This window comes from Reyranella aquatilis (assembly GCF_020880995.1).
Classification (GTDB): domain Bacteria; phylum Pseudomonadota; class Alphaproteobacteria; order Reyranellales; family Reyranellaceae; genus Reyranella; species Reyranella aquatilis.
The window spans coordinates 106,118-125,751 of sequence record NZ_JAJISD010000001.1 but is presented as its reverse complement, the minus strand read 5'-3'; the positions used below and the strand labels follow the sequence as shown (position 1 = coordinate 125,751).

The following is a 19,634-nucleotide window of genomic DNA, read 5'->3' as shown; positions in this document are numbered from 1 at the left end:
AAGTCCCGGAAACGCTGGTGGGTCAATGGGGTATCATGAGGCCGGTTGCGGTTAACGACTGCTTCGGGTGGCTGCACACGCCTGTCGATGAACGTGCGAGCGACGTGGCGGTCCTGATCTGCCCCGGCCTTCTGGGCGACGAGTTGGTACCGTACTGCGGGCTCCGGGTTCTCGCCGACCGGCTGGCGCGCGCCGGCTACTGGACGGCCCGTCTCGAGTATCCCGGCACTGGCGATTCCTGTGACTATGCGATCGAGCGCGCGGGAAACCACTGGACGGCCTGGCGCGAGAGCGTCGAGCAGGCGATCGACTGGCTCAAGGAAGTGAGCGGCGCCCGTTCCGTGATGCTGTGCGGCATGCGCGCGGGGGCCATGCTGGCGACGGCCGCCGCCTCGTCGCGCCCGGACGTCGCAGGCTACCTCTTCTTCGAGCCGACCGTCAGCGGCCGATCCTACGTCCGCGAGCTGACTCTCGATGCAGAGCTGCATGGTGGACGGGTGCTGCCCTCCGGCGAGATCGAAGTCGGCGAGTTCCGCTTCGGCCCGGCCACGGTGTCCACAATCGCGGCGACCGACCTGCGCGAGGCTGTGCCGAGGGCCGGCCAGAAGGTCGCGGTGTTTGCCCGAGCCGAAAGCAGACGTCTCGACGCCTTCCTCGCAGCCTGGCGACAGGCTGGAGCCGAGGCCACGACTCACGGCTGGAGCGACGACCTGAATTCCCTGATGGGACATCCGACGTTCGACGCCGTGCGTCTTCCGACTTTCCACGACGTGATCGACTGGATGAACGGCGCCTTCCCCCTCACGGCGCGCCCGGCGGCGGAGCGGGCTCTTCCCAGGCTGCCCGAGGCCGCCGTGCTGCGTCCCCCAGGCTGCGTCGAGACGACCCTGAACTTCGGGCCGGACGGACGCCTCTTCGGCATCCTCTGTGACCCGGATCGCGGTCCCTCGGGCCAGGTCGTCATCATCGTGAACGGCGGGCGCGATCCTCGCTATGGTGCGTCGCGGCAGGGCGTGGAATTCGCGAGGCGTCTCGCCCGCTCCGGCATTTCCTCTTTGCGCGCCGACTTCGCCGGACTGGGCGACAGCCTCGGCCCCGTCGGCACGGAAAACATCCTGAGCCATTCCTTCAGCGACCGGACCGCCGACATCCGTGCGATGATCAACGCGCTGCAGGCCAGAGGCTACCGCAGGTTCACCGTGCAGGGCATCTGCTCCGGCGCCTACCACGCATTCCATGCCGCGCTCGCCGAGCCCCGAATCAGCGGGCTGATGCTGGTCAACCAGCCCCTCTTCACCCTGCCGCGTCGCCCAGACGAGATCACTTATCTCGATCACCGGCGTCTGACGCCGATGTTCTACCTGCGCAAAGTGTTCAGCCCTCAGAGCTGGCAGACCCTGCTCGGGGGACGCGTCGACTTCGGCACCGTGCTGCATTCGCTCTGGGTCCGGGGCCTGCGCTCGGTGCGCCTCGGCATGCGCCGCGCCGGACGGGAGGTGGGCCTGATCCGCAAGCAGTCGTTCGCACAGTCCTCGCTTTCGGACCTCTGCCAGCGCGGCGTCAGGACGCTGTTCCTGTTCTCGCCGGCGGAAGAGGATCTCGAAATGTTCCGGCGGGAGTTCACACTGGAACCCGGCGCCCTCTCATCCTATCGCGGCGCCGAGATGCGCGTGGTGCCGCGCATGGATCACGCGCTGATCTCGTTCGAGAGCCGCCGCGACGCCAATACGGAAATGCTCGACTTCGTCGGTGCCTCGTCTGGCCCCTCAACGGCTTCCCGTGGCCAGCCCTGACGCGATCAACCGAGCGGCAAGGGAATTGGATCGCTCGTTGAAGTGCCATTCGACGAAGAATGCCTCGGGATCGCGGGCAACGCCGGCCCGGGCAAACGCGTCGTAGGTGTCGAGTATCGGCAGGCCCGCCCTGCCGGCACACCCCAACGTCGCGGCAATCCGCTTGCGCTGACGCTCGCCATCCCGCGGCCAGGCCCAATCCTCGTAGCGGGGAAGCGCCACCACAAGTGCCTGCGTGTTCTCGCGCCGCATGAGCGCAGCGAAACGCTCCATCAGCCGGCACGACAGAAGATCGCCGTTCTCGCCGGTTTCGAGCGAGTCGCCATGCCAGATTTCGTAGGCACCCAGCCGATTCATCGCGAAGTGGACGAGCAACGAATGACCGAGGATGCGACGGACCGCCTGATAGGGCGCCGTGTAGGGACCGACGGGCACCGGCACGTTGCGCAACTCCAGGCCTTCCGCCGTCGCGGCAAAGAACGGCTTGTGCCGTCCGCTGCGAACGGCCCGCGCGGTCCGGTCGATGTCGGAGGCAATGAACGCCAGCACGACGGTGGCGGGCTTCAGCAAGGGCACGAGTCGCTCGGCCTTCAGCACCATCTGGTCGATGCCGTAGTCACGCACCCCCGCCGACAGCACTGGCCTGCCGGTCGTTCTCTCGAGGTGGGTGGGCCAGGTCTCGTCGTCCCCAACGGCGTAGCCTTCGGTGTAGGAATCGCCGAGTGCGAGGATCGGCGGACCACTCCCCGGGGGCGCGAACCTGGAGTGACTCCGCATGCCGTCGGCCGAGATGGTGATCGGCCTGCCGGCCAGAAGACCGGATACCTCCGGCTGCAGGTCCCAGCCGAGCACCGGATCGTAGCGAAGCTGATCCCGCTCGCCGTCATTCGCGCGGAGGTCGCGCTCGACGAAGTTCGGAAAGTGCCAGAGCAGGCCGGGAGACGCGTGCCAACGCAGCACGAACTCCGCAACTGCGAGACAGAGAAGCATCGTGCCGGCAGTCAGCGCCCACCCGCTCCACCAGCCGAGCCGGCGTGGCGGGGCCGGCCCGGCCATCAGTAGGGCCGATCGCCCTCGATCAGCACGCGCTGCATGATGCGCGGTTCGCCCTCAGGATAGTCGATGACCACGCGATGCATCGTGGCGCGATTGTCCCAGACGACGATGTCGCCCCGCGTCCAGACATGACCGAAATGATGCCGCGGCTTGCGCGCCTCATCGGCCAGTTCGTCGAGCAACGCGTCGCTCTCGGCCCGCTCCAGCCCGACGATGTGGTCGAGGCGGTTGGGATTGAGGTAGAGCGCCTTGCGGCCGGTCACTGGGTGGGTGCGCACCAGCGGGTGCTCCACGTCCGGCGTCTCGGCGATCTCCTCTGGCGTGCGGGGCGAGGGACGGTTGCGCGCGCGGGGCGTGTCGTAGCCGTGGATTGCCCTCAATCCGTCGATGCGCTTGCGCGTGGCCTCGGGCAGCGCCTCGAAGACCGAGTGCATGTTGCAGAACCATGTGGCCCCGCCCCGGCTCGGAATCTCGATGCTGTGCTAAAGGGTCGCCTTGGCCGGTACGGCGAAATAGGAATCGTCGGTGTGCCAGTCCTCGGCACGGATCGCCGTCTTGTCCGTGGTGCCGTCGGCCATCAGCGTGCTCACCATGACGGACACGTCCGGCACCGCGCCGCTGCGCTTGTAGCGCAGCAACTGCCGCTGCGGCTGGCCGAACGCCGTCGAGAACTCGCGCGTCTGCTCGGGCGTCATCGGATCGCCCGGGACCACCAACAGCAGATGCTCGGCGAGCGCCTGGTTCAGCAGCGCAGCCACCGCGGGCTGCTTCGCGGCGCTGCGATCCAGTCCCTCGATGCGTGCGCCGAGTGCTGCTTTGTTGGGAACGACTTGCGGCATGGCCATGCGACTCCCGTCGGGTTCTTTCGAGTGCGGTGAGCCTAGCCCAACAAGGCGCGACCCTCAGCCTCAAAAGACGCGGAGCCGAGGAGCGGAAGGCCGCCCTACTCCGCCTTGAAGCGCAGTTCCCGCGTGAGCTGGCCGAACCGCCGGTACTCGCCCTGCAACAGCGCACCGAGTTCGGCCGCGCTGCCCCCCACCGGCCGCATCGCCGCGCTCTCATAGGCCGCGCGCAGCCGTGCGTCCCGCAGCGCCGTGTTCACCTCGGCGTTGAGCCGCTCCAAGATGACGGGCGGGACCCTGGCCGGCGCCAGCAGCGCCATCCACTGGTCGACGACGACGTCGTACCCCAGCTCCTTCAGGGTCGGCACGTCGGGCAGCGCGGGCGACTGCTCGGCCGTGGTCACGGCCAGGATCCGGATCCTGCCGGTCTTGTGATAGGGCAGCATCGGCGCGATCCCCAGCACCGCGAGCTGGACCTGGCCCGCCAGGAGATCGCTGACCGCCTGGCCCCCGCCGCGATACGGCACATGCAGCATCTTGAGACCGGCGGCACTGGCGAACCACTCGCCGGCGAAGTTCTGCGATGAGCCGATGCCCGACGTGGCATAGCCGATGGCCTCGCGCTTCGTGCGTCCCAGCTCGACGAGCTGCTGCAGCGTCGTCACGCCGAGCGAAGGATGCACGGCAATCACGAGCGGTTGCGACGAGAGCTGCGCGATCGGCGCGAAGTCGCGGATCGGGTCGTAGTTCGGCGGCGGATCGAGATGAGGCTGCAGACCGAGACTGTCCGTTCCGGCCAGCAGCGTATATCCGTCGGCCGCGGCCTTGGCGGCGAACTCGTAGCCGATGCGCCCGGCCGCGCCCGGCTTGTTCTCGACGACGACGGCGACACCCAGTTGCTGCGACAGCCGGTCCGCCAGCGGCCGCACCGCCGTATCGGTCGTGCCACCGGAAGGAAAGGGCACGACGATGCGGATCGGCTTGCTCGGCCAATCCTGCGCGACGGCCGCGGTCGCCGACAGGGCGGCAAGGGCCGCGAGGCAGGAGATGATCGCGCGCCTCATGGTCCAGCCTTGGCGCGAGGCACGAAGTCATCCGGTGCACCGGGCGGAATCGGCGGATGGGTCTTCAGGCTGTCCTGGAACGCTTCGATCAGGCGGCGGATCGGACCGCGCACCCAGCCCTCGTCCATGTTCGCGTCGGTTTCCTCCTTGGGATCCCGTACGAGATTGAAGAGATACGGCGTCTCGAGCTTGATCGGCCCCTCGTTGGGTTCGACCTCCCACATGAGATGCATTTTCCAGTCGCGCCATTTGACCGCCCGCAGCTCGGTCTTGATGTAGTACGGAAAGCCGTCGCGCGCCGACTTCGCTCGCTCGCCGAGGAAGAAGTCGAGCTGGTCGATGCCGTCGATCGCGCGATCCGCCGGCGGGCTCGTGCCGGCCACCCTGGCCAGCGTCGGATAGAGGTCGGTGATGTGCAGCACGTCGGTCGTGCGCCGCGGCGCGATGCGGCCGGGCCAGCGCAGGATGAAGGGCACGCGCAGCCCGCCTTCCATCGCGGTGTGATAGGTCCCGCGCCACGGTCCCGCGGTGCCGCGCCAGGGCCGCCTGAACTCGGGGCCGTTGTCGCTGCCGAACAGCACCAGCGTATCCTCGCGCAGGCCCAGGCGATCGATGGCGTCGAGGATCTCGCCGACCCGATGGTCCATCTCGGCCATCGCATCGGCGAAATCACCCGCGCCGGTCCGGCCGGCGAAGTCGGGATGCGGCAGGGTCGGAAAGTGCAACTGAGTCAGCGGGACATAGGCGAAGAACGGGCGCGCGGCCGCCGACTGGCGCTCCATGAAGTCGATGGTCCGCCGCGTGAGTTCGCCGTCGATGAGGCGCCGCTGCTCGAGATCGTAGACCGCAAGATTGCGGGCCGGCGCGCCTTTGACACCTTCCATCACGTACGGCATCGGCACGATCGTGGGATCGAAGCCGGGCGCCGCCGTGAACATCGCTTCGTTCGAGGTGCGCGGGATGCCGTACCATTCGTCGAAGCCGCGATCCTTGGGCAGGCGCCCCTCGCGGTCACCGAGATGCCACTTGCCGAAGCAGGCCGTCGCATAGCCAGCGCCCTGCAGCAGCTGGCCGATGGTGATCTCCCAGGGGATCAGCCCCTGCGGCAGGCCGGCGGGCACCGACTGCATGGCCCCAGTGCGGATCGGATGTCGCCCCGTCATCAGGGCCGAGCGCGTCGGCACGCAATCGCTCTCGACGTTGAAGTTGAGACAAGTGAGGCCCTCTTCCGACAGCGCATCGATACGCGGCGTCGGCGCGCCGCGCAGGACGCCGCCACCGTAGCAACCGAGTTCACCCCATCCGAGATTGTCGGCCAGGATCAGGACGATGTTGGGCGGGCGAACGGTCATGGGTCACTCCGGAAGGGCAGCGGCCAAGAGTGACATCCCGATCATCATGTATAAAATGCAAAGCTGAGACGGATTGTTGCGATTTCCGCAAGAGGTCAGCCGTGAAGCTCCAGGCCCTACGCCTCTTCCTGCGCATCATGGAACTGGGAAGCCTCGCCGCCGCGGCCAAGTCGCTGAACATGAGCCAGTCCGCGGCGAGCCGCCTGCTCTCCGGATTGGAGCACGGCACCGGCCTGCGGCTGTTCCATCGCGACAGGATGCGCCTCGTGCCGACCCCCGAGGGCACCAGCTTCTTCGCCGAGGTGCGGCGCGTCCTGGTGGCGATCGACGACCTGCCCCGCGTCGCCCAGCGCGTCGCGGGCGGCACGCGGGTCCGCCTGCGGATCGTCAGCATGCCGCGCTTCGCCGCCAGTCTGCTGGCACCGGCGGTCGCGCAGTTTCATCGCCTTCATCCCGAGGTCGAGGTCGAAGTCGCGATCGTCCACCGCCGCGAACTCGAACTGGCGGTCGCCAACCAGTCGTTCGATCTCGGCATCGGCGCCTTGCCCCTGGACAATCCCGGGATCGAATCGCACCCCCTGCTCAGCCTGCCCGCGGTCGTCGTGCTGCGGCCGGACCACCCCCTCGCCTCCCGCAAATCCCTCGGGGCGCGCGATCTTGCGGCGGAGACCCTGGTCGTGCTCGGTCCGGGGACCCAGTTGCGCCACGACGTCGAGGCCATGTTCGCGGCCGACGGGCTCACCATCCATCCGACGATCGTGGTCGATTCGCTCGAGTTCGCCTGCCGCCTGGTGGCGCAGGGCTCGGGCGTCACCATCGCCGACCCGCTGACGCCGGCCACGCTTGGTGCCGGGCGCCTCGCTATGGTGCCGTGGCGCCCCAGGACCCTGTTCCATGTCGGCGTACTTCGGCCAGCCCTGATGCCATCGTCGCCTTCGGTCGAGCGGTTCGTGGAATGCCTGCGGCGCGAGGGGCGGCAGTTGGGCGGTCGTCTGGCGCGAGCCTAGCGGGCCAGAAGACCGGCCATGAGGCCCGACAGCCAGCGACGCAAACGCAGGACCATGGCCTTCGTCTTCTGCCAGACCGGCAGCGCGCGCACGAAGCCGTAGAGGCGGTCACGCCAGGTGAACAGCCAGGTCTCGGCACGCAGATACCAGGACAGGCGCAGCAGGGTCGGCCGCAGCACCTTGTAGAGCCGCGCAACCAGCGCCGTCGCGACGATCTTGCCCAGCCCGATGGAAACCGCGGCGAGGATGAACTTGCCGTGCAGGGCGAACCAGAATGCCGCGAACTTCACGGGCAGGATCAGGATCGAGGGCGCCACGAAGGCAACCAGCGCCGCGTAAGGCGGCAGACGCGCCAGCCAGGCCTCCAGGCGGGCGATCCACGGCAGCCGGGAGAATGCCGCCATCGCCAGGCCCAGATAGCGAAGCAGCACCTCTTCGATGAACATGATCGCCGCGGCGATCGGCACGAAGAGGAGTTCGAGGGCGCGTTTCAGGTGGCGTTTCATCGGCTTGCAAACTAGAGAGCGGATACTGGCTTTTCGGTGGCTGACATGTTCACACGACGGACGCTTTCCAAACTCCTCGCGGCCCTGCCGCTCGCGCCCGCGACGGCATTGTCGCAGGGCCGCCCGCCGCTGTCGCGCATCGCCTTCGGCTCCTGCGCGAACCAGTCGATGGCGCAGCCTATCTGGGAGGCGATCCTCGCCTACCGTCCCGATCTTTTCATCTTTGCCCGCGACAACGTCTATGGCGACTTCAGCACCCCCGACGGAGAGAATCTCAAGCGGGCCTACGACGCCGCACGAACCATCCCGGGCTATGCCCGTCTGCGCGAGACCGTGAGTCATCTCGCGATCTGGGACGACCACGACTACGGCCTGAACGACGGCGGCGTGGAATTCACCCACAAGGCGCGCTCGAAGGAACTGTTCCTCGAGTTCTGGAACGTGCCGGCCGCAGACGTCCGCCGCCAGCGCGAGGGTCTCTACGAGGCACGCATCATCGGCCCGGAGGGCATGAGGGTGCATGTGATTCTGCTCGACGTGCGCTGGTTCCGTTCGCCTCTCCGGATCACCGACCAGCGCGGCGCTCCGGGCAAGGAGCGCTACCTCCCCGACCCCGATCCCAGCAAGACGATGCTGGGTCCGGAGCAGTGGGCGTGGCTGGCTGAAGAGCTTCGCAGGCCTGCCGAGATACGGCTGATCGTGTCGAGCACGCAGGTTCTGGCCGAGGGCCATGGCTGGGAGCGCTGGGGCAATTTCCCACTGGAGAAGCAGAAGCTGGTCGACACGATCCGGACGAGCGGCGCCAAAGGCGTCGTGTTCCTCTCGGGCGACCGGCACATCGGCGCCCTCTATCGCGAGACGCCGGCGGATCTCTATCCCCTGTACGAAGCCACCTCGAGCGGCCTCAACATGGTCTACTGGGCGGCGAAGGAAGCCGGGCCAAATCGCCTCGGCGCCCTCTACGCCGCCGCGAATTTCGGCGTGGTCGAGATCGACTGGTGGGAACGCAGGCTGCTGCTGGCGCTGCGCGACGAAGGCGGCAGCGTGCGGCGCTCCGTGGAAATCCCCTTCGACACGCTGGGCATTGCCACCTGAATGCCCAGATTGAGTCGAGGGATGGGTCTTCGACGCGGCGCGTAGCCAGAACAAGGCGGTATCGACCGCCGATCCCGCTCAAGGAAGCCTCATGCCATCGGTGAAAACCGTCACCTCGCTCTCGCTTCTCTCGCTCGCCCTCACCGCCTCCACGGTCTTCGCGCAAGACCGGACGCCCCCTCCCTCCTCTTCTCCACAGCCGTCAATGACGGACGACACTGCCAACAGGCCGCAAGGACGCGGAACGGACGACAGGCCCGCGCCTTCGTCCCAGGGCGCACGCGGCGAGCCGGGCGCCACGCCCCAGGGACGGCCGCAAGGTCCGCCGCCGCAAGGCCGGGCCGGCGGGCCGCCGAACGGCGGCAGCCCCGGTCTTCAGGGCGAACGTCGAGGTCCTCCCATGGACGGTCGCGGGGGAAACGGTGGCTCCTCGCCGGACGCACCGCGGATTGGCCAGCAGGGCCAGCCGCCGCGGGCGCCGGATGGACAGCGTCCCGACAGGACTCGCCAGCCGCGCGACCAGCAGTCTCCCGCGCCATCGGGCGCCGCAAATCCCGGCTGATCCGTCTGCGCCCAAAAAAGAAGGGCCGCCCATCGGGCGGCCCTTCGTCGTTCGGTGTAGGGAAGCTTACTGCGGCTGGACGCCAGCGGCCTTGATGGCGGGCACCCACTTGTCGATCGAGGCCTTGAGCTGCGCGCCGAGGGCGGCGGGCGTCGCATCCTTGGGGTCGGGCAGATCGACGGCCTGCTCGATCAGGCGCGCGCGCACCTTCTCGTCGCCGAGTGCCGTGACCAGCGCCTTGTTCAGCGTGTCGATGACGTTCTTCGGCGTGTTCTTGGCGACGAAGAAGCCGTTCCAGATCGTGACCTCGTAACCCTTCAGGCCCGCCTCATCGACCGTCGGCACGTCCGGCAACTGCGGAAGGCGCTTCAGCGTGCTCACGCCCAGCGCTTTGATGGTGCCGGCCTTGATCTGCGGCAGAACGTTCACGGCCTGGTCGACCATGTAGTCGAACTGGCCACTCACGAGGTCGTTCAGCGCCGGGCCGGTTCCCTTGTAGGGAATCTCCAGCACGTCGACCTTCATCATGCTGTTCAGCATCAGGCCGCCGAGATGCGAGGCGGCGCCGATGCCGGCCATGCCGTACTGCGCCTTCTTCTGGTTGGCCTTCACATAGGCCTCGAACTCCTTGAAGTCCTTGGCCGGCAGGTCCTTCTTGGTGACCAGCACCATCGGGTTCGTGCCGCCGAGGCCGACCGGCTCGAGGTCCTTCTGGCTGTCGTAGGGCAGCGTCTTGTAGAGCGCGATGTTCACCGCGAGGGTGCCCATGTGGGTGAACAGGATCGTGTAGCCGTCCGGCGTCGCCTTGGCGGCCTTGTTGACGCCGATCGTGCCGCCGGCACCGCCGACATTCTCGACGATCATGGTCTGGCCGAGCGCCTCGCCCATGCGGGCGGTCAGGACGCGGGCCAGCGCGTCGGTCGGGCCGCCGGCCGCAAAGGGCACGATCACGGTGATGGGCTTGGTCGGATAGGCCTGCGCCATGGCGCCGAGCGGCATGGCAGCAACGCCCATGGCGGCGGCGGCCGCCAGCAGGACACGTCTTTTCACGAGCGACCCCCTAGTTGTATTGGGAGGCGGAATACACTGCGGTCACAGGCTCTGCAACGACAGGCACGCCTGCCAAAACCGGCCGGCAGCGCCAAAACGACACATCCGCCACCCAAGTCGCACGGACGATGCGGCCGCTGGCGCCCCCTCAGGCGGCCTTTTCGGCCCTGCTCCCCAGCGCGATGAACAGCCGCCCGCCTTCGACCCTCACTGGCACCGTCCTGACGGCGCCCTCGTCGGCCCCGAGCGCCTTGCCGGTTTCGAGCGAGATCACCCAGTTGTGAAGCGGGCACGTGACAGAGGCGCCGTGCACGATGCCCTGGGAGAGCGGCCCACCCTTGTGCGGGCAATGGTCCTCGATCGCGAAGACCTGGCCCTCAGCAGTGCGGAACACCGCGAGCCTGCCTTCGTACGTGTCGACGCAGCGGGCGCCCCGGCTCGGAATGTCATCGAGCGAACCGACCTCGACCCATTTGCTGCTCATCACTCTGCCGCCTCCGCAAAACCCACGACCGCCATCGGCCGGAATTCATGCTTGTCCTTGCCCGAGACCCGCTCGTCCCACGGATCGACCTGGGCGAACTTCTGCGAAAAGACGAAGCGCTCGAAGTAGGATCGGCGCCTGTCGCCGTCCTGCACGATCTGGCGCCTGATCTCGTCGACGCCAATACGCTTGGCCCACTTGTAGATCCGCTCGAGATAGCGGGCCTGCTCACGGTACATCTGGACCAGCGCGGCGATGTACTCGACGGTCTCGTCCTCGGTCTTCACCTGGCCCAGGATCTCGGTACCCTTGATGTCCAGGCCGGCAGCACCGGCGAAGTGGATCTCATAGCCCGAGTCGACGCAGATCACGCCAACGTCCTTGCAGGTGGCCTCCGAGCAGTTCCGGGGACATCCGGACACGGCCATCTTGACCTTGGCTGGTGTCCACGAGCCCCACATGAATTTCTCGATACGAATGCCGAGACCGGTCGAGTCCTGCGTGCCGAAGCGACACCAGTCGGTGCCCACGCAGGTCTTCACCGTGCGCAGCCCCTTGGCGTAGGCATGGCCCGAGACGAAGCCCGCCTTGCCGAGATCGGCCCAGACCGCCGGCAGGTCCTCCTTGCGGACGCCCAGCATGTCGATTCGCTGGCCGCCCGTGACCTTCACCGTCGGGATAGCGAACTTGTCGACCACATCGGCTATCGCCCGGAGCTCCTTGGAACTGGTAACACCGCCCCACATGCGAGGCACCACCGAGAAGGTGCCATCCTTCTGGATGTTGGCGTGGACGCGCTCATTGATGAAGCGCGACTGGTAGTCGTCGGCATATTCCCCGGGCCAGTCGCAGACGAGATAGTAGTTCAGCGCCGGCCGGCATTTGGCACAGCCGCACGACGTCTTCCACTCCAGTTCCTGCATCACCGCCGGCACGGTCTTCAGCGACTTGGCGACAATCAGCCGCCGGACGTCGTCGTGGCCCAGCGGCGTGCAGGCACACATCGGCTGGACGGCACTGCGATCGAACGCATCGCCCAGCGTGAGTTCCATGAGCTGTTCGACGAGGCCGGTACAGGTGCCGCACGACGCCGAAGCCTTGGTGTGCGCCCGCACCTCGTCGAGCGTGGTCAGGCCCTTCGCCTTGATGGTGGAAGTGATCTTGCCCTTGCAGATACCGTTGCAGCCGCAGATCTCGGCATCGTCCGGCAGCGCCGCGACCGCCGCCGCCGGATCGCTCGTGCCGCCGCCCTGGAACGCCGGTCCGAAGATCAGCGTGTCGCGCATCTCCGAAATGTTCGCCGCCTTCTTCTTGAGGTCGTTGAACCAGGCGCCGTCCGCCACTTCGCCGAACAGCACCGTGCCGATGATCCTGTCGTCCTTCAGGATCAGGCGCTTGTAGACGTCAGCGGAGGCGTCACGCAGCACGATCTCCTCGCGGTCGTCGCCGTCGGCGAAATCGCCCAGGGAATAGACGTCGATGCCGGTGACCTTCAGCTTGGTCGGCGTATCGAGATGCACGAAGCGGGCGGACTCGTCGCCAGCCAGCCGGGCCGCCGCGGTTCGCGCCATCTCGTAGAGCGGCGCCACCAGGCCATAGACGCGGCCGCCCACCTCGGCGCATTCGCCGAGCGCATAGATGTCGGGATCGGACGTGCGCATGCCATCGTCCACGACAATCCCGCGCTCGACCGAGAGGCCCGCTTCCCGGGCCAGCGCCGCGTTCGGGCGGATTCCCGCCGCCATGACCACGAGCGTGGCGGGGATGATCGTGCCATCGGCCAGTTCGACGGCCTCGACCTTTCCGTTGCCGAGGATCGCCTTGGTATTCGCCTGAGTGAGAACCTTGATGCCGCGCGTCTCGAGTGCCTTCTGCAGGAGATAGCCGGCGGCAGGGTCGAGTTGGCGTTCCATCAGGGTCGGCATCAGATGCACCACCGTGACATCCATGCCCTGCGACTGCAGGCCGGCCGCCGCCTCGAGGCCGAGCAGCCCGCCGCCGATCACCACCGCCTTGGCGCGTGACTGCGCCGCAAGCAGCATCGCGTTCACGTCGTCGAGATCGCGATAGGTGAGCACACCCGCGAAGTCGTGTCCGGGCACGGGGATGATGAGCGGATTGGAGCCGGTGGCGATCACCAGCTTGTCGTAGGCCTCGGTCACGCCCTCCGAGGAGGTGACGGTCCTGGCGACGCGGTCGATCGCCTCGATCCGATGCCCCTTGTACAGGGTGATGCCGTTGCGGACGTACCAGCCATCACCGTGGATGATGATCTGCTCGTAGTCCTTCTCCCCCGACAGCACGGGCGAGAGCATGATCCGGTCGTAGTTCACCCGCGGCTCGGCATTGAAGATCGTCACCTGGTAACGCCCGGGTGCGGCTTCCAGCAGGTGCTCCAGCATGCGCCCGGGGGCCATGCCGTTTCCGATGATGACGAGCTTTTCGATCATTTCCTGGCGATTCCCCAAAACAAAAAAGCTGCCCAACGGACTTCCGTCCCGGTACGGGACGTGCAGTCGTTGGCAGCTTTGCCTGAGGCGCCCGCCATTGGACGCCCATCGATGAGGCCTCTTTGCCCCCGCGAGTACGGAGCATGAACCGTGCCAATCGTTGCGTGGTGGAAACCGCCGACATCGGCCCTGCCTGGCGGCGGAACGAACGCGGCTCAGGCGCACACTGGCGATTTATTGGGCACGGGTCGTTGTGGTTTGCCTCCTTAAGACGAGACGCTACGATCAGCGCAGGCATACCGTGACCGAGCTTTCACCCCACTTCGACGCGACCATCGCGGACATCGATGCCGCCAACGCCCAGGATCCGCGCCTCGACCGGGTCGATGGCGCGGCACGCCCGCGCGAGGTCGTCTATTCGGAACGGATGTCCGACTGCATGGCGCGCCTTTATCCCGACGCTTCGGAAGCACTGCGCCTCGCCGCCCGGGCCCAGCATATCTGCCGATGGCAGATCCCGCGCACGGACTACCCGCTCGGCCGCGAGGGTTACAACGCCTGGCGGACAGCCTGCCGGGAGCATCACGCGACACTGATCTCCGGCATCATGCGCCGCCACGGCTATGCGGACGGCGACATCGCCCAGGTCGTGAAAATCATCCGCAAGGAGCAGCTGAAGCGCGATCCCGAGAGCCAGGCGCTGGAGAACGTGGTGGCCGTTGTCTTCGTCCAGCACTACCTGGACGAATTCATCGCCGGCCACCGAGACTATGACGATACCAAGCTGGCCGGAATCCTGAAGAAGACGTTGCGCAAGATGGACGCGACCGGCCACGCCGCCGCCCTCGCCGCGAACCTGCCGGCGAGGACAGTGCGCCTCATCGAGATGGCGCTGAAGTGAAGTCGGCGCCCTAAACCGTTTTCACCAGTTCGGCGATGGCGGCGCCGACGGTCTTCGTGTCGCCGTTGCCGCCCAGGTCCTTGGTGCGCGGACCGCCTTCGACAAGCGAAGCCGCGATGGCGCGCTCGATTGCCTCGGCGGCCTCCGGATAGCCCAGATGGCGCACCATCATGGCGCCCGACCAGATCTGACCGATCGGATTGGCGATGCCCTTGCCCGCGATGTCCGGGGCCGAACCGTGGACCGGCTCGAACATCGAAGGATACTTGCGCTCCGGGTTGATGTTGCCCGACGGTGCCACGCCGATCGATCCGGTGAGCGCCGGTCCGAGATCGGACAGGATGTCGCCGAACAGATTGGAGCCGACGACCACATCGAACCAGTCCGGGTTGCGCACGAAATGCGCCGTCAGGATGTCGATGTGATACTGGTCCGCCTTGATGTTCGGGTACTTCTTGCACATCTCGGCGAAGCGCTCGTCCCAGAACGGCATCGTGTGGATGATGCCGTTCGACTTGGTGGCCGAGGTGACGTGCTTCTTCTTCGTCGTGCTGGCGAAGTCGAAAGCGAACTTGAGGATCCGGTCGACTCCCTTGCGCGTGAAGATGGCCTGCTGGATCGCCATCTCGTCGTCGGTGCCCTGGAACATGCGGCCGCCGATCGAGCTGTATTCGCCCTCGGTGTTCTCGCGCACGACCCAGAAATCGATCTCGCCCGGCTTGCGGTTGGCCAGCGGCGACGGCACGCCCTCGAACAGGCGCACGGGACGCAGGTTAACGTACTCGTCGAAATCGCGACGGATCGGGATCAGCAGGCCCCAAAGCGAAACGTGATCGGGCACGCCCGGCCAACCGACGGCGCCGAGGAAGATGCTCTCGAAAGCCTTGAGCTGCTCCATGCCGTCGTCCGGCATCATCTTGCCGGTCTTCACCAGCCGATCGCACGACCAGTCGAAATCGGTGAACTCGAGCTCGAAGTTGAAGCGCCGCGCAGCGGCTTCCAGAACCTTCACGCCCTCCGGCAAGACTTCCTTACCGATTCCGTCTCCCGGAATTAGCGCGATCTTATGCTTGGCCATCTCAATCCTCCCGAACCGCGCGGACCCTAGGCAGCGCGACTTTGCCATGCAAGCGCGGCATTGCCCCTGCGAAGCGCTCGCGCCAATATGAACACGCGTTTACCCCGGAGTAACCATGACGTTCGACCTCAAGATCACCGGCGGCACCATCGTCGACGGGACCGGCAAGCCCGGCTATGTCGGCGATGTCGGCATCAAGGACGGCAAGGTCATCGCACTCGGCAAGGTCGATGGGCCAGCCGCCCAGACGATCGACGCTACCGGCAAGGTCGTCTCGCCGGGCTTCGTCGACGTGCATACGCACTACGACGCGCAGATCCTGTGGGACCGCATGCTCACCATCTCGCCCTGGCACGGCGTCACCACCACGGTGATCGGCAATTGCGGCTTCGGCGTCGCGCCGACGCGGGAGATCCATCGCAAGCTGATCATGCAGACCCTTGAGAAGGTCGAAGGCATGAGCCTCGAGGCGCTGGAAGCGGGCCTCGGCACGGCCTGGCCGTTCGAGACGTTCCCGCAATATCTCGACGCGCTCGAGCAGCGCGGCTCGGCGATCAACGTCGCGGCCCTGTTCGGCCACACGCCACTCCGCCTCTACGTCATGGGCGAGGAATCGACCGAACGCGCGGCTACGGCCGACGAGGTCGGCACGATGAAGAAGCTCGTGCGGGAAGCGATGGACGCCGGTGCGATCGGCTTCGGCACGTCGGTCTCGGTCAGCCACAACGGCTATGCCGGCAAACCGGTGCCCAGCCGTCAGGCGACACCCGAGGAGATGGACGCCCTCGTCTCGGTCATGGGCGAGATGAAGCGCGGCCTGATGCAGATCACCATCGGCCGCGATTTCTCGACCCGCCACATGGCCGAGGTCAGCCGCAAGTACAACATTCCGGTCACCTGGACCGCGCTCCTCTCCCACCTCTACGGTCCGGGCGGCCATCGCAAGCAGCTCGACCTCGCGGCCGAGCAGCGCAAGTCGGGCGCGCTCGTGATTCCGCAGGTGAGTTGCCGGCCGCTGAACTTCGAGGTCACCTTCGCCGAACCGTTCATCTTCGACGTGATGCCGTTCATGAACGAGCTGGCGAAGGCCGACGCGAAAGAGCCCGGTACCCGCCGCCGCGCCTATGCCGATCCGGCCTGGCGCGAGAAGCTGCGCAGCGAGGTCACGCCGCTGTTCCGCAACTGGTGGGACCGCGTCGTCATCGCCTGGTCGCCGTCGCATCGCGAACTCGAGGAGATGCCGCTCACGGCGGCGGCCGCGAAGCTCGGGAAGGATCCGGTCGATCTCGCGCTCGACATCTCGCTGGCCGACGACCTGCAGACCCGCTTCCGTATGGCCGTCATGAACTTCGACGAAAAGGAAGTGGCCGAGCTGATCACCGATCCGAACACGATCATCGCCCTCTCCGACGCCGGCGCCCATGCCAGCCAGCTCTGCGACGCCTGCTACTCGACGCACCTGCTCGGCCACTGGGTGCGCGACCGCAAGGTCTTCACCCTCGAGGAGGCCGTACACAACCTCACCCAGCGCCCGGCTGAGATGTTCGGCATCACCGATCGCGGCGTGCTGGCCGAGGGCCGTCCCGCCGACGTCGTCGTATTCGATCCGAAGACCGTGAACCCGGGGCCGCTGAAGCGCGTCTACGACCTGCCGGCTGGTGCCGACCGTCTCGTGTCCGAGGCGAGTGGCATCGAGGCCGTGGTCGTCAACGGCAAGATGATTCGCCAGAACAACAAGGACATGGTCGCGGCCAACGACAAGCTGCCCGGTCGTCTGCTACGACACGGGCGCGCGGCCTAAGCGTACATTCAGGGAGAGAGACCAATGATCCACGTCATCGCCATCATCACCGCCAAGCCCGGCAAGCGCGACGAAGTTCTTGCGAACTTCAAGGCCAACGTCCCGGCCGTGCACGCCGAGAAGGGCTGCATCGAGTACGGCGCGACGGTCGACATCGATGGCGGTCCGTTCGCCAAGTTCGGTCCCGACACGTTCGTCGTCATCGAGAAGTGGGAGACCATGGACGACCTCAAGGCCCACGGCGCGGCGCCGCACATGAAGGCCTATGCCGAGAAGAACAAGGACCTGCTCGCCAATCGCGCCGTCCACGTCCTGCAGAACGCTTGATTTCCGTCACCGATACCGACGTCGCCGCGTACGAGCGCGACGGCGTCGTCTGCCTGCGCGGCGCCTTCGACGCCGTGTGGGTCGGAATTTTGTGCGAGGCGGTCGAGCGCGATCTCCTCAAGCCGGGCCCGCACGCCACCAACTTCGCCGAGGGCAGCACCGCCGGGAAGTTCTTCGGCGACATGTTCATGTGGCGTCGCGACAACGATTTCCGCCTCGCCGCCCTCGCCTCGCCCGCCGGCGAGATCGCGGCGGCGATGATGCGATCGCGCAGCGCCGATCTCTTCTACGACCAGCTCTTCGTGAAGGAACCGGGCACGGTGCATCCGACCCCCTGGCACCAGGACCAACCCTACTGGCCCGTGTCCGGCTGGCAGATCACCTCAGTGTGGATCGCGCTGGACGACATCGACCTCGGCAACGGGGCCGTCGAGTTCATCGCCGGATCGCACCGCTGGGGCGTCAACTATCGTCCGACACCCTTCCGCAAGGGCCATGAGGCCAAGTTCACGTCGAGCGAACTCGCGCAGATCCCGGACATCGACAGCGACCGTGGCCGTTACGACATCCGGTCGTGGACGATGGAGCCGGGCGATTGTCTGGTGTTCCATTCGATGATCGTGCACGGCGCGCCGGGCAACAAGACGCCGGGTTCAAGACGCCGCGGACTCTCGCTGCGCTACACCGGGGACGATGCCCGCTACGATCCGCGGCCCGGGACCTTCGAGTTTCCCCACAAGCCTGACCTCATCCCCGGAGCCCCCATGACCTGCGACCTCTTCCCGAGAGTCTGGCCGAGGCGATAGCGGGTCGAGCACAGCTCACCTCGAGCAACTGGATGCGGCTCCATCGCGTAAGCCTGAAGATGCCGTGATGGTTGGTCGCCTTGAAGGAGCGAAAGGTCCCTCGCTTACGCTCCGTATGACAACGTTTGTTTGATCGGCGCACTGCGCAAATCCCGACAAGATTGTCATCCCGAGCGTAAGCGAGGGACCTTTGTTTCATGTGCGGTCGCCCTGCATTTGAATGAGGCGGATGGTGATTCTAGTCTGCCCGCCCACTCCCAAGGGCAGCTTCAATGGAACAACCGGGCGTCGATCAGGTCACCGAGGTCACCAGCACCTCCTGGTTCGCCCGTCTCGGGCAGGCGGTGTTCGGCATACTCATCGGCTTCGTCCTGATCGCCATATCAATCGGCCTGCTGTTCTGGAACGAGGGGCGCGCGATCCGCACGGCCCAGGGGTTGAGCGAGGGCGCGGGGATCGTGCGCAGCGTTTCACCCGACAGGGTCGACCCGGCCAATAACGGTCGGCTGATTCACGTGAGCGGCATGCTGTCGACCGCCGGCCCCGTGGCCGACCCGGACTTCGCGCTGCGGGTGCGCGGCGTACGCCTGGAGCGGCATGTCGAGGTCTACCAGTGGAAAGAGGAGACCCACAGCGAGACCCGCACCAAGCTCGGCGGCGGCGAGGAACGCACTACGACCTACAAGTACGTGCGCGTCTGGTCGGACAAGCCCATCGATTCCGACCGTTTCCGCGAACCACGTGGCCATACCAACCCGGTCATGACCTACCAGTCGCGCGAGGCAATGGCGGCTGGCACGCGGCTCGGTGCCTTCGCGGTACCGGAGACGCTGCTGCGCGGGTTCGGCGAGGCGAGACGCCTGCCCGCGACCGAGACGCAGGCCAATGCGCTGCAGCTTCGGGTCAGCCGGCCGGTCACGATCAACGACGGCGTGCTCTATGTCGGCCGCGATCCCGCGCAGCCCGCGATCGGCGACATGCGCATCTCCTTCTCGGAGGTGCCGCTGCAGGCGGCCAGCGTGGTCGCGGCCCAGGCCGGCGATGGCTTCGCCCCCTTCCCCACACGCACCGGCACGACCGTCGAACTGATCGCCGCCGGCACGGTGCCCGCCGCCGTCATGTTCCGGCATGCCGAAGAAGAGAACGTCACCGCGACCTGGGTGCTGCGCCTGATCGGCGCGGTCTTCATGCTGATGGGCTTCAGCTTGATCCTGCGACCGCTCGCGGTGGCGGGCAGCGTGATCCCGCTGCTGGGCGAGGTAATCGGGGCCGGGGTGCTGCTGGTGGCACTGGTCTGCACGGCCGCGGTCGCGCCCGTCGTCATCGCCCTCGGCTGGCTTTGGTACAGGCCGCTGGTGGGTATCGGCGTTCTGGCGGTCGGGGCCGCGACGACATGGGGCCTGATGAAGCTCCTGCGGGCACGCGCCGCCGCGCGCAAGGCCGCCCTCCCGGCGACCTGA

16 protein-coding genes and 1 pseudogene are annotated in these 19,634 nt (G+C 66.8%); 8 read left to right on the top strand and 9 right to left on the bottom strand.

The annotated features are described in order from the left end of the window. Positions 1–104: 104 nt before the first annotated feature. Complete coding sequence (locus LJ725_RS00555) at positions 105–1,793, top strand: serine aminopeptidase domain-containing protein (protein ID WP_230548677.1); 1,689 nt, start codon at positions 105–107, stop codon at positions 1,791–1,793. On the opposite strand, the gene LJ725_RS00550 is transcribed toward LJ725_RS00555, so the two are convergent. From LJ725_RS00550 to LJ725_RS00535, 4 genes and pseudogenes are all read right to left on the bottom strand, one after another. Beyond that, the gene (locus LJ725_RS00550) at positions 1,767–2,849 is read right to left on the bottom strand and encodes an SGNH/GDSL hydrolase family protein (protein ID WP_230548676.1); all 1,083 of its coding nucleotides are present in this window, start codon (positions 2,847–2,849) and stop codon (positions 1,767–1,769) included. The genes LJ725_RS00555 and LJ725_RS00550 overlap by 27 nt on opposite strands. Further along, positions 2,849–3,688: pseudogene (locus LJ725_RS00545) on the bottom strand (TauD/TfdA dioxygenase family protein). Before LJ725_RS00545 ends, LJ725_RS00550 begins: the two are co-directional and overlap by 1 nt. Positions 3,689–3,792: 104 nt before the next feature. After that, entirely contained in the window at positions 3,793–4,755 is a 963-nt protein-coding gene (locus tag LJ725_RS00540; protein ID WP_230548675.1) for a Bug family tripartite tricarboxylate transporter substrate binding protein, read from the bottom strand. After that, complete coding sequence (locus LJ725_RS00535; protein ID WP_230548674.1) at positions 4,752–6,107, bottom strand: arylsulfatase; 1,356 nt, start codon at positions 6,105–6,107, stop codon at positions 4,752–4,754. Before LJ725_RS00535 ends, LJ725_RS00540 begins: the two co-directional genes overlap by 4 nt. 101 nt (positions 6,108–6,208) lie before the next feature. Between LJ725_RS00535 and LJ725_RS00530 the strand changes: the two genes are divergently transcribed. Beyond that, on the top strand, positions 6,209–7,114 hold the full coding sequence (locus LJ725_RS00530) for a LysR family transcriptional regulator (RefSeq protein WP_230548673.1): 906 nt from the start codon (positions 6,209–6,211) through the stop codon (positions 7,112–7,114). Here LJ725_RS00530 and LJ725_RS00525 read toward each other — a convergent pair. Next, on the bottom strand, positions 7,111–7,620 hold the full coding sequence (locus tag LJ725_RS00525; protein WP_230548672.1) for a hypothetical protein: 510 nt from the start codon (positions 7,618–7,620) through the stop codon (positions 7,111–7,113). The genes LJ725_RS00530 and LJ725_RS00525 overlap by 4 nt on opposite strands. Before the next feature lie 45 nt (positions 7,621–7,665). Between LJ725_RS00525 and LJ725_RS00520 the strand changes: the two genes are divergently transcribed. Then, positions 7,666–8,715, top strand: a complete 1,050-nt coding sequence (locus tag LJ725_RS00520) for an alkaline phosphatase D family protein (RefSeq protein ID WP_230548671.1) — start codon at positions 7,666–7,668, stop codon at positions 8,713–8,715. A gap of 628 nt (positions 8,716–9,343) precedes the next feature. Here the strand turns inward: LJ725_RS00520 and LJ725_RS00515 are convergent. The 3 genes from LJ725_RS00515 to nirB form a co-directional block, all read right to left on the bottom strand. Continuing rightward, positions 9,344–10,327, bottom strand: a complete 984-nt coding sequence (locus LJ725_RS00515) for a tripartite tricarboxylate transporter substrate-binding protein (RefSeq protein ID WP_230548670.1) — start codon at positions 10,325–10,327, stop codon at positions 9,344–9,346. A gap of 148 nt (positions 10,328–10,475) precedes the next feature. Then, the gene (gene nirD, locus LJ725_RS00510; protein ID WP_230548669.1) at positions 10,476–10,811 is read right to left on the bottom strand and encodes a nitrite reductase small subunit NirD; all 336 of its coding nucleotides are present in this window, start codon (positions 10,809–10,811) and stop codon (positions 10,476–10,478) included. Next, positions 10,811–13,261: a nitrite reductase large subunit NirB gene (gene nirB / locus LJ725_RS00505; RefSeq protein WP_230548668.1), complete on the bottom strand. Its 2,451-nt coding sequence runs from the start codon at positions 13,259–13,261 to the stop codon at positions 10,811–10,813. Before nirB ends, nirD begins: the two co-directional genes overlap by 1 nt. Positions 13,262–13,562: 301 nt before the next feature. On the opposite strand from nirB, the gene LJ725_RS00500 reads away from it, so the two are divergent. Next, positions 13,563–14,162 carry a DUF4202 domain-containing protein gene (locus LJ725_RS00500; RefSeq protein ID WP_230548667.1) on the top strand — a complete coding sequence of 200 codons (600 nt, stop codon included), beginning with the start codon at positions 13,563–13,565 and terminating at the stop codon, positions 14,160–14,162. Between the two features lie 10 nt (positions 14,163–14,172). Here LJ725_RS00500 and LJ725_RS00495 read toward each other — a convergent pair whose 3' ends face one another. After that, positions 14,173–15,246 carry a tartrate dehydrogenase gene (locus tag LJ725_RS00495; RefSeq protein WP_329958341.1) on the bottom strand — a complete coding sequence of 358 codons (1,074 nt, stop codon included), beginning with the start codon at positions 15,244–15,246 and terminating at the stop codon, positions 14,173–14,175. 109 nt (positions 15,247–15,355) lie between these two features. On the opposite strand from LJ725_RS00495, the gene LJ725_RS00490 reads away from it, so the two are divergent. The 4 genes from LJ725_RS00490 (at position 15,356) to LJ725_RS00475 (ending at position 19,634) form a co-directional block, all read left to right on the top strand. Beyond that, on the top strand, positions 15,356–17,041 hold the full coding sequence (locus tag LJ725_RS00490; RefSeq protein ID WP_230548665.1) for an N-acyl-D-amino-acid deacylase family protein: 1,686 nt from the start codon (positions 15,356–15,358) through the stop codon (positions 17,039–17,041). Between the two features lie 24 nt (positions 17,042–17,065). Then, positions 17,066–17,368 (top strand): putative quinol monooxygenase, encoded by a 303-nt coding sequence (locus tag LJ725_RS00485; protein WP_230548664.1) that lies wholly within the window; start codon positions 17,066–17,068, stop codon positions 17,366–17,368. Further along, positions 17,365–18,174 carry a phytanoyl-CoA dioxygenase family protein gene (locus LJ725_RS00480; protein WP_230548663.1) on the top strand — a complete coding sequence of 270 codons (810 nt, stop codon included), beginning with the start codon at positions 17,365–17,367 and terminating at the stop codon, positions 18,172–18,174. The genes LJ725_RS00485 and LJ725_RS00480 overlap by 4 nt, the downstream gene beginning before the upstream one ends. A 272-nt stretch (positions 18,175–18,446) precedes the next feature. Beyond that, positions 18,447–19,634: a TMEM43 family protein gene (locus LJ725_RS00475; protein ID WP_230548662.1), complete on the top strand. Its 1,188-nt coding sequence runs from the start codon at positions 18,447–18,449 to the stop codon at positions 19,632–19,634.